The sequence below is a fragment of the Micromonospora orduensis genome (genome assembly GCF_006228125.1).
Lineage (GTDB): Bacteria > Actinomycetota > Actinomycetes > Mycobacteriales > Micromonosporaceae > Micromonospora > Micromonospora orduensis.
On record NZ_VDFY01000245.1, the window covers coordinates 1 to 7586 of the forward strand.

The 7586-nt window shown below is 72.2% G+C and carries 10 protein-coding genes, 1 tRNA gene and 1 pseudogene; 5 read left to right on the forward strand and 7 right to left on the reverse strand.

Annotated features, from left to right (window positions below):
* Window positions 1–730: tetratricopeptide repeat protein (locus tag FHG89_RS27560; RefSeq protein ID WP_139587328.1), on the reverse strand; the 730-nt coding region annotated here is incomplete at its 3' end.
* Window positions 731–787: 57 nt separating this feature from the next.
* The gene (locus tag FHG89_RS27565; protein WP_139587335.1) at window positions 788–1249 is read right to left on the reverse strand and encodes a MarR family winged helix-turn-helix transcriptional regulator; all 462 of its coding nucleotides are present in this window, start codon (window positions 1247–1249) and stop codon (window positions 788–790) included.
* Window positions 1250–1298: 49 nt separating this feature from the next.
* Here FHG89_RS27565 and FHG89_RS27570 point away from each other — a divergent pair, with 49 nt between their 5' ends.
* Both FHG89_RS27570 and FHG89_RS27575 read left to right on the forward strand, forming a co-directional pair.
* Window positions 1299–1820 carry a VOC family protein gene (locus FHG89_RS27570; RefSeq protein ID WP_139587329.1) on the forward strand — a complete coding sequence of 174 codons (522 nt, stop codon included), beginning with the start codon at window positions 1299–1301 and terminating at the stop codon, window positions 1818–1820.
* A 24-nt stretch (window positions 1821–1844) separates the two neighbouring features.
* Window positions 1845–2729: a hypothetical protein gene (locus tag FHG89_RS27575; protein WP_139587330.1), complete on the forward strand. Its 885-nt coding sequence runs from the start codon at window positions 1845–1847 to the stop codon at window positions 2727–2729.
* 78 nt (window positions 2730–2807) lie between these two features.
* Here FHG89_RS27575 and FHG89_RS27580 read toward each other — a convergent pair whose 3' ends face one another.
* The 3 genes from FHG89_RS27580 to FHG89_RS27590 all read right to left on the reverse strand — a co-directional run bounded on the left by FHG89_RS27580 (window position 2808) and on the right by FHG89_RS27590 (window position 4591).
* Window positions 2808–2987 (reverse strand): DUF4236 domain-containing protein, encoded by a 180-nt coding sequence (locus FHG89_RS27580; protein ID WP_030333600.1) that lies wholly within the window; start codon window positions 2985–2987, stop codon window positions 2808–2810.
* 148 nt (window positions 2988–3135) lie between these two features.
* Window positions 3136–3591, reverse strand: a complete 456-nt coding sequence (locus tag FHG89_RS27585) for an RrF2 family transcriptional regulator (protein ID WP_030333674.1) — start codon at window positions 3589–3591, stop codon at window positions 3136–3138.
* Between the two features lie 7 nt (window positions 3592–3598).
* On the reverse strand, window positions 3599–4591 hold the full coding sequence (locus tag FHG89_RS27590; protein WP_139587331.1) for a helix-turn-helix domain-containing protein: 993 nt from the start codon (window positions 4589–4591) through the stop codon (window positions 3599–3601).
* A gap of 199 nt (window positions 4592–4790) precedes the next feature.
* Between FHG89_RS27590 and FHG89_RS27595 the strand changes: the two genes are divergently transcribed.
* Window positions 4791–5567, forward strand: coding sequence for a glucose 1-dehydrogenase (locus tag FHG89_RS27595; RefSeq protein ID WP_139587332.1), 777 nt, complete (start codon window positions 4791–4793; stop codon window positions 5565–5567).
* A 114-nt stretch (window positions 5568–5681) separates the two neighbouring features.
* On the opposite strand, the gene FHG89_RS27600 is transcribed toward FHG89_RS27595, so the two are convergent.
* Window positions 5682–6113 (reverse strand): SsgA family sporulation/cell division regulator, encoded by a 432-nt coding sequence (locus FHG89_RS27600; protein WP_007457244.1) that lies wholly within the window; start codon window positions 6111–6113, stop codon window positions 5682–5684.
* Between the two features lie 294 nt (window positions 6114–6407).
* On the opposite strand from FHG89_RS27600, the gene FHG89_RS27605 reads away from it, so the two are divergent.
* Complete coding sequence (locus tag FHG89_RS27605; RefSeq protein ID WP_425280225.1) at window positions 6408–6965, forward strand: TIGR02611 family protein; 558 nt, start codon at window positions 6408–6410, stop codon at window positions 6963–6965.
* 50 nt (window positions 6966–7015) lie between these two features.
* A tRNA-Val gene (locus FHG89_RS27610) sits at window positions 7016–7087 on the forward strand.
* A gap of 375 nt (window positions 7088–7462) precedes the next feature.
* Here FHG89_RS27610 and FHG89_RS27620 read toward each other — a convergent pair.
* A pseudogene (locus tag FHG89_RS27620) lies at window positions 7463–7586 on the reverse strand (IS481 family transposase); the annotation flags it as partial.

Sequence of the window (7586 nt, forward strand, 5' to 3'; positions counted from 1 at the left end):
CCGTCGGGGCGTCCCCGTGGGCAGACGGCTCGTCGGCGCAGACGTGGTCCGGGTTCGCCGCCGCCCGCGCCAGAGCCGCCACCTGCGCCGCCAACGGGTCGTCGGCCGCGAGGTGCTGTCGGCACAGCTCGCGGGCCAGCGCCAGATTGTCGTGGGCCTCGGTGAACTGTCCACAGTCGCGCTGCATCGCGCCGAGCCGGGCCAGCATCTTGATGCCGCTGGGGTGCCCGTCGCCGTACACCTCGCGGTGCAGCTCCCAGGCGTCCTGAAGCCGGTCCCGCGCCACCGTGCACTGGCCACGCGCGTACTCGACGGTGGCCAGGTCGGCGTGCGCGGCGAGCACCCGCAGCGACTCCGGGCCGTCCTGCGCGGTCAGCTCGATGATGACTTCCTGGTAGAGCCGGGCGGCTCGGGAGTGGCTGCCGACCCGGTGCAGCACCGCGGCCAGTGTCGCCGCGGCGGCCACCGTGCGCGGGTCGGAGCGGCCGTGCAGCCGGGTGGTGGCCGCGTACGCGAAGGCGGCCCACCCACGGGCGGAGTGCGGCTCGCCGAGGGCGACCAGGACCCGCGCCTGGAGGCTGGCGGCCTCGGCCAGCTCGGGGGTGGCGTTGGCCGGGCGGGGGTCGGCGTCGGTGAGCGCGTCGGAGAGCAGCCGCTGTGCGCCCACCAGATCACCGGAGGACACGAGGTGGTGCGCCTGATCAGTGAGGTCGCCGAAGCCGGAGGGCACGCCCCATCGTGCTCATCCGACGACGGTAAGTACAAGACCCACGGCGGTGTCGATCGGTCAGGATCTTGTCAGGTGCTCGGCCACGGTTTCGCTGATCCGGCGTAGCTGGTCGATCTGGGCCGGGCTCAACGCGTCGAACAGGTGCCGGCGTACCCCCTCGACGTGGCCGGGTGCGGCGGCCGCGAGGGTGGCGAAACCGTCGTCGGTGAGGACCGCGACCTGCCCGCGCCGGTCGGTGGGGCAATCCTCGCGACGCACCCAGCCGGCGGCCTCCAGCCGGGCCACCGCGTGCGAGAGCCGGCTGCGCGACGAACCGGCCGCCTCGGCCAGGTCGCTCATCCGTAGTTGGCGGCCGGGGGCCTCGGAGAGCCGGACCAGGATCTCGTAGTAGGCGTGCGGCATTCCCGCGTCGCGTTGCAGTTCACGGTCGAGCGTGTCCATCAGCGCCCGGGAGGCGGTGAGGTACGCGCGCCAGGTGCGCTGCTCGTCGGGGTTCAACCAGCGGGTCATGACGACCATCATACCCCCGATAGTTGAACGCTCAACTAAGCGGCGCTACTCTGGGGGCATGGGTATCCACCGGCTCAACCACGCGGTCCTGTACGTCAGCGATCTCGCCCGCAGCGTCGCCTTCTACCGGGACGTGCTGGGCTTCCGTCCGGTGGCGATGACCCCGGACGGCTTCCGGGGCGCCACCTTCCTCCAGGCCCCCGACTCGACGAACGACCACGACCTCGGCCTGTTCGAGATCGGCGCGGGCGCCGGGCGCTCGACCGCCGGTCGGGCCACCGTCGGCCTCTACCACCTGGCCTGGGAGGTCGACACCCTCGACGAGCTGGCCGCCACCGCCGAGCGGCTCGTCGCCGCGGGCGCGCTGGTCGGCACCTCCGACCATGGCACCACCAAGAGCCTCTACGGCAGGGACCCGGACGGCCTGGAGTTCGAGGTGGTCTGGCTGATCCCGGCCGACCTGCTCGACGACGCCGCGCTGGCCGCCCGCAAGCAGATCGGTCGGCTCGACCTGGACGCTGAGCGGCGGCGCTACGGCGGCCAGACCCGCGGCGGGGTGGGGATCTCCGTCCCCGCCTGACCCGCCATGCGGTAGAACGGACCGATGCCGACCGACCGGACCACCGACTTCCTCCGCGAGCTGCTGGTCCGCCAGTTGACGACCTGGCTGCCCACGGCCCTGCAGCGCTCCCGGCGAGCCACCGTCGCGCTGGCCGGCGTCGACGAGGGCGGCGCGGAGGCGGCGCTGCGGGTGGTCGCCGGCCACGCCGCACAGGTACGAGGCCGGCAGGTGACCGTGCTGGTGCTGGCCGACAGCGCCGCCGACCTGCCGGCCCGACTCGGACCGATCGAGGCGGGACTGCCCGCCGAGGTGACCGTGCACCTGCTGCCGGGCGCCCCGGACCGGCTGCCGGTCGCGGTGAAGGCGGCCGGCGCGGCCGGCTCGCCGCTGTTCACTTTCGTGGCCGTGCCCGGTGCGGTGAGCGCCGACGTGCTCGCCGCCGCCGCCAACGGGCGCACCGGCGAGGTGCTGCTGCACGCGGGCAGCAGTGCCCGTGACGCGCTCGTCGCGGCCGGCTTTCCGCTGGTCGCCGAGGTGGCGCCGGTGCTGCCGAACGACGAGGCGGCCGGTGTGATCGCGTTCGGCAGTCGCTCGGACCGCAGCCTGGAGGCCGTACGCGACGCGCTGTGGGCGGTCGGCGCGGACCTCGACGTGCGCTACCGCGACCCTGCCGACCCGACGGGCGCGACGGTCGACGTGGCCGGCGATCCCGACCTCGCGCCACTGACCCGCGAGCTGCTGGTCGAGCTGCGCCGAGGTGGGCCGCGGCAGGTCACCGAAGTGCGCCGGCACACCCTCACCGCCACCGTCTACCGGTCCGGCGACGCCAACCGGGCGCTGGAAGACCTGCTCGCCGCAGGCGACGTACGCCGGGAACGCGAGACCGGCCGGCTGGCCGGCGACGAGGTCATCACCGTGGCGCGCTGAGGGCCGCGCCGGGCCGACCCCGCAGACGCCGAGCGGGGTGCCGGTGGATCACCGGCACCCCGCTCGACCCCCGGGGCGCTACGACCGGGACTTGTCCTGCTTCCAGGACAGCGGACCCGGCAGGTCGACCCGGTGAGCCCGTGCCTTGGAGTTCCAGGACCAGCGCCCGATCTTGATGCTCCAGGAGGAGAACCCGTTCTCGGTGAAGTTCAGGATGATCGGACCGTACTTCTTGCGCTTGCGAAACATGAGGCCCATCGGAGGACTCCCCTCGTCACCGTTCCCTGCCGTGTCGAGATCGAACATTCCCGAACCGGCGAATTCCGAAACCCCCTCGCCGTCCCGGGTGGACGATGACCCGGGGCCATGATGGACCGGACCTGCCCGCCCTCGACCTGCGCTGGCGTCAGCGCGGTTCCCAGGCGTCGGGCAGGGCGGTGAGCTTGCGCACGTGGGCGGGCAACCGGCCACTGACGATCTCGGCGAGGCTCACCTCGTCGACCACCCGCCGCACGGCGGCGCGCACGGCCACCCACAGGCCGGGCAGGTTCTCCGCCGACCCCTCGTACCGGGTCTCCTCCGGGCGCAGGCCGCGTACCCCGGCCAGGGGGCCCTCGACGGCGCGCAGCACCGCGCCGACTGTCACCTCGCGCGGTGGGCGCGCCAGGGTGTAGCCACCCTCGGCGCCGCGCTGGGCACGCACGATGCCGGCCCGGCGCAGGTCCGCCAGGACGGCCTCCAGGAACTTGCGGGGCATGTCCTGCTCGGCGGCGATGGCCTGGGTGGACAGCAGTGAGGGGTACGCGGTGGCGAGGCTCAGCGCCGCCCGTACCGCGTAGTCGCCGCGCGCGGAGATCTGCACCCTGCCATCATGCCCGGCCGGCGCCGCCGCCCGGGCCGGTGGGCGACCCGGTTCGGGTGCCGTGGCCGCCGTTGGCCGGTTCGCCGGTGCCACCGAGGCGGAAACGGCCCCCGTTGACGCCGACGCCCTCGGCCGGCGGTCGAGGGCGCACCACCCGGCCGGCGGGTGGCTGCTCCCGCGCGGCACGGAACGCGCCGGGGCTGATACCGACCTCCCGGGTGAAGAAGCGGCCGAAGTTGGTCGGCTCGGAGAAGCCGAGCTGCCTACCGATCTGGGCGATCGGCTCGTCCGTCGCGGCGAGCAGGCGGGCGGCCTGCAACGCGACCCGCTCGTCGATGACCTGCTTGGCGCTGTTGCCGGTGACGGCCAGGCAGGCCCGGGTGAGGGTCCGCACCGAGCAGCCGAGTGCGGCGGAGTAGTCCTCCACCCGCCGGGTGAGCTGGTAGCCGTGCTCCACCTCGCGGCGGAACCGGCGGAACGTCTCCACCTCGGGCCGGGGCGGCGCGTGGTCGGCGTCGGGCAGGGTCAGCCGCAGCAGCAGCACGGCGAGCTGGTGGCGCAGCAGGGCACGGCCGGCAGGGCTGTCGCCGTGCCGTTGACAGTCCACCGCCAACTGGCTGACCTCGGTGATCACCGCGTCCTCGTCCTCGCCGGCAAGCTGCCGCCACGGCGCCGGGGCGTCCGGGTCGACGTCGAACCCGCGCAACGCCCCGGAGTCCCAGCCGACCACCGTGCCGTCGAACTGCGGGCCGGGACAGCGCAGCACCTGACCGGCGCGGACCCGCAGCAGCGTGCCCGGTCGGCACGGCAGCAGGTGGAAATCCAGCTCGGCGTCGCCGTGCCCGCGGGTGGTGAGGATCAACAACTCCCGTTCGACGAGCACCGGCCGCCGCCAGACCCGTTCGCGGGTCAGGTCGGCCAACGCGAACGTGGCGATCTCGTCGGGTACGGGTGACGCCGTTCCGATCGATGGCGCGGGGGAGGGATCGGTGGGGACCATCGTCTGCGACGGTAGCCCGAACCGCAGGTCACCGCATCCCATCTCCAGTGAGATCGCCGTCGCGGGACGACGGGCTTGTCCCGGTCCGGGCGACCGGGCTACGTTACCCGGCGGTAGCGCCGTCCGGTCCGCGGTCCGCCCGGCGCCCCGCCGGCCGCCCACACCGCCGGTGGACCCGCCGACTCGCGATGGGATGGGCATGACGCAGCTGTTCTCGGTCGAAGGCAAGACGGTTCTGGTCACCGGCGGCTCGCGGGGGATCGGTCTGATGATCGCCCAGGGCTTCGTCCGGGCCGGCGCCCACGTGATCATCTCGTCCCGCAAGGCGGACGTCTGCGAGGCGGTCGCCAAGGACCTCTCCGCCGAGGGCCGCTGCGAGGCCATCCCCGCCGACCTGAGTGACGACGCCGGCGCCGAGGCACTGGCCGCCGCCGTGCGGGACCGCCTGGGACGACTCGACGTGCTGGTCAACAACGCCGGCGCCACCTGGGGCGCGCCGCTGGAGGAGTACCCGGAGTCCGCGTTCGACAAGCTCTGGGCCGTCAACGTCAAGGCCGTCTTCCGGCTGACCACGTCGCTGCTGCCGGCGCTGCGCGCCGCCGCCAGCGCCGACGACCCGGCCCGGGTGATCAACATCGGGTCCATCGACGGCATCCGCGTGCCGTGGATGGAGGTGTACGCGTACTCGGCCACCAAGGCGGCCGTGCACATGCTCACCCGTGGCCTCGCCCACCAACTGGCCGGCGAGCAGATCACCGTCAACGCCATCGCGCCCGGCCCGTTCGAGAGCAAGATGATGGCGTTCGCGCTGAACGACCCGGCGAGCCGCGCCAGCATCGAACAGCAGGTGCCGCTGGGCCGCATCGGCCGCCCCGAGGACATGGCCGGAACTGCCATCTACCTCTCGTCGCGGGCCGGCGCCTACCTCACCGGCGCGGTCATCCCCGTGGACGGCGGCATCACCACGCGCGGCTGAGCACCGGCCGACCCGGGCAGGCTGTCCGCGTACTCCCTGGGTGTGCCGGGGCCGCGCGGACTCGGCAGATCCGCGCGGCCCCGGTGTGGCCGGTATTTCCCTTTCCGGCGGTGCTCAGCGACCGGCGAGTAGCCGGTTCACCGCCGTGTCGACGTCCAGGTGCTCGGCCTCGCGGCCGCGCGGGACGACGACGTACGTCCGTCGAAGGAATCGCACCAGGACGCTGCGCGGCACCTCGAAGAGGGCGTTGCCGTCCGGTGACGACAGGGCCAGCGCGACGAAGTCGCCGCGCGGGGTGGCCCAGGGCCAGACCCGCACATCCCCGATGCCGGCCGGCTCGTCCAGTCCGGTGACCAGCAGTTCGCGAGCGAACGACCAACTCACCGCCTCGCCCCCTGCCGATTCGGCATGGAACAGGACATGGACCGCATACGGGTCAGCAGGGTCGTAGCGCAGACTGGCACGCACCGGCAAGGCGGTGGCGTCAGGTGCGACGAGCCTTAGCGACGTCTCGACCTCTACGGTCGTCGGTCGGATGACACTCATGGACGTTCTCCCCCCGGCACCGCTGCGGAACGCGCGTGTCCCGCTTTTCCCATACTCAGGTGCTACTCCTGGCTACGCTCCGCCATACGCTGACTTCACCCAGTGGTGGGAAGGGGGACGGAAAGGCCGCGTGAATGTGAGGATTCATGTAGGATTTCCGGTTCTGCCCAGTGCGTGATCCCGCCCGGCATCGGGTGGTTCAGTCGTCGACTTACTCCGGTAACGTCCAGTCGGCCGTTGCAGTGACGGGCCCGAGCGACACTGGGGGGTGAAATGGTCACGAACCGATCCTCAGTGGATCCGGTGGCCGCGTCCGGTCCGCCGAAAGTCGCGGTCCGAGCAGCCGAAAAGCGGGGGTACGACGTGCCGAAGGAGCAGCCCGAGCGACCCGGACGGTCGACGCCCGACACGGGCCGTACCGGTGGCGTCCTCGTCGTCGGCGAGCCGGCGCGGCGCCCACGCTGGCGGGACCGCATCTCGACCACCCTCGACCTGATCCGCGCCAACCCCAGCGGGCGGATCGCCCTCAAGATCTTCATCTCGATCGCCGGCGCGTTGGTGGTCACCATCGGCATCGCCCTCATCCCGCTACCCGGGCCGGGCTGGCTGCTGGTCATCGCCGGCCTCGGCATCTGGGCCGTCGAATACCACTGGGCCCGCCGGTTGCTCGGCTTCACCCGCCGACACGTTCACGGATGGACACAGTGGGTGACGCGACAGTCGCTACCGGTGCGAGCCGTGCTCGGCGCCGTCGGACTGATCTTCGTGGGCACCGTCGTCTGGCTGTCACTCAAGTACAGCCTCGGCGTCGACGTGGTGGCCGCGGCGATGCACTACCTCGCGACGCACTGACCCCGGATTTCCGGTCCGGTTCCACGATCGGGTAGAGTCAACGGCGCTGAGGGCGATTAGCTCAGTGGGAGAGCGCTTCGTTCACACCGAAGAGGTCGCTGGTTCGATACCAGCATCGCCCACCCTTAGTTCGCGCAGGTCAGAAGCCCGTTGCCGGATCAGTCGGTAACGGGCTTCGCCGTATGTGCTGCTTACATTGGGAGCAGATTGGGAGCAGCGCGGCTGGTTCTCTGTTCGGGCCGCCATGGACCGGTCCGGTTGAGTGACCTGATGTGCGGTCCCGAGCGGGCCTGCCGGCTAACTGAGGAGTTGGGCCGATCGCTGCCGGTGCCGCCCGGCGAGAGGGTGCCCCGGTCATGGATCGCGGGTTGTCTGGCGGCCGTAGGTCCGATGGGTGGCCCATTCGCCGGTCCACAAGGCGAGGTCGTGTACCCAGAGCTCGGCGCTCTGCCGGGACTTGACGGCCCACTTCGTTGCGTTCTTTGACGCGAAGTGGTCTAGGTGTTCTGTCCAGAGAGGTTGGGGACGCGGCTGGCGGGTGGGCCGCCGAGTGCGGTGTGGTGGCGGTGGTGATTGTAGGTGTGGAGCCAGGCGGGTAGGGCCGCTCGTCGGGCGGTCTCG

What these genes read in the sequence shown, in the direction of transcription:
- FHG89_RS27565 (WP_139587335.1), bottom strand. Translation starts at nt 1,249, where the DNA reads ATGGTCGTCATGACCCGCTGGTTGAACCCCGACGAGCAGCGCACCTGG.
- FHG89_RS27570 (WP_139587329.1), top strand. Translation starts at nt 1,299, where the DNA reads ATGGGTATCCACCGGCTCAACCACGCGGTCCTGTACGTCAGCGATCTC.
- FHG89_RS27575 (WP_139587330.1), top strand. Translation starts at nt 1,845, where the DNA reads ATGCCGACCGACCGGACCACCGACTTCCTCCGCGAGCTGCTGGTCCGC.
- FHG89_RS27580 (WP_030333600.1), bottom strand. Translation starts at nt 2,987, where the DNA reads ATGGGCCTCATGTTTCGCAAGCGCAAGAAGTACGGTCCGATCATCCTG.
- FHG89_RS27590 (WP_139587331.1), bottom strand. Translation starts at nt 4,591, where the DNA reads ATGGTCCCCACCGATCCCTCCCCCGCGCCATCGATCGGAACGGCGTCA.
- FHG89_RS27595 (WP_139587332.1), top strand. Translation starts at nt 4,791, where the DNA reads ATGACGCAGCTGTTCTCGGTCGAAGGCAAGACGGTTCTGGTCACCGGC.
- FHG89_RS27600 (WP_007457244.1), bottom strand. Translation starts at nt 6,113, where the DNA reads ATGAGTGTCATCCGACCGACGACCGTAGAGGTCGAGACGTCGCTAAGG.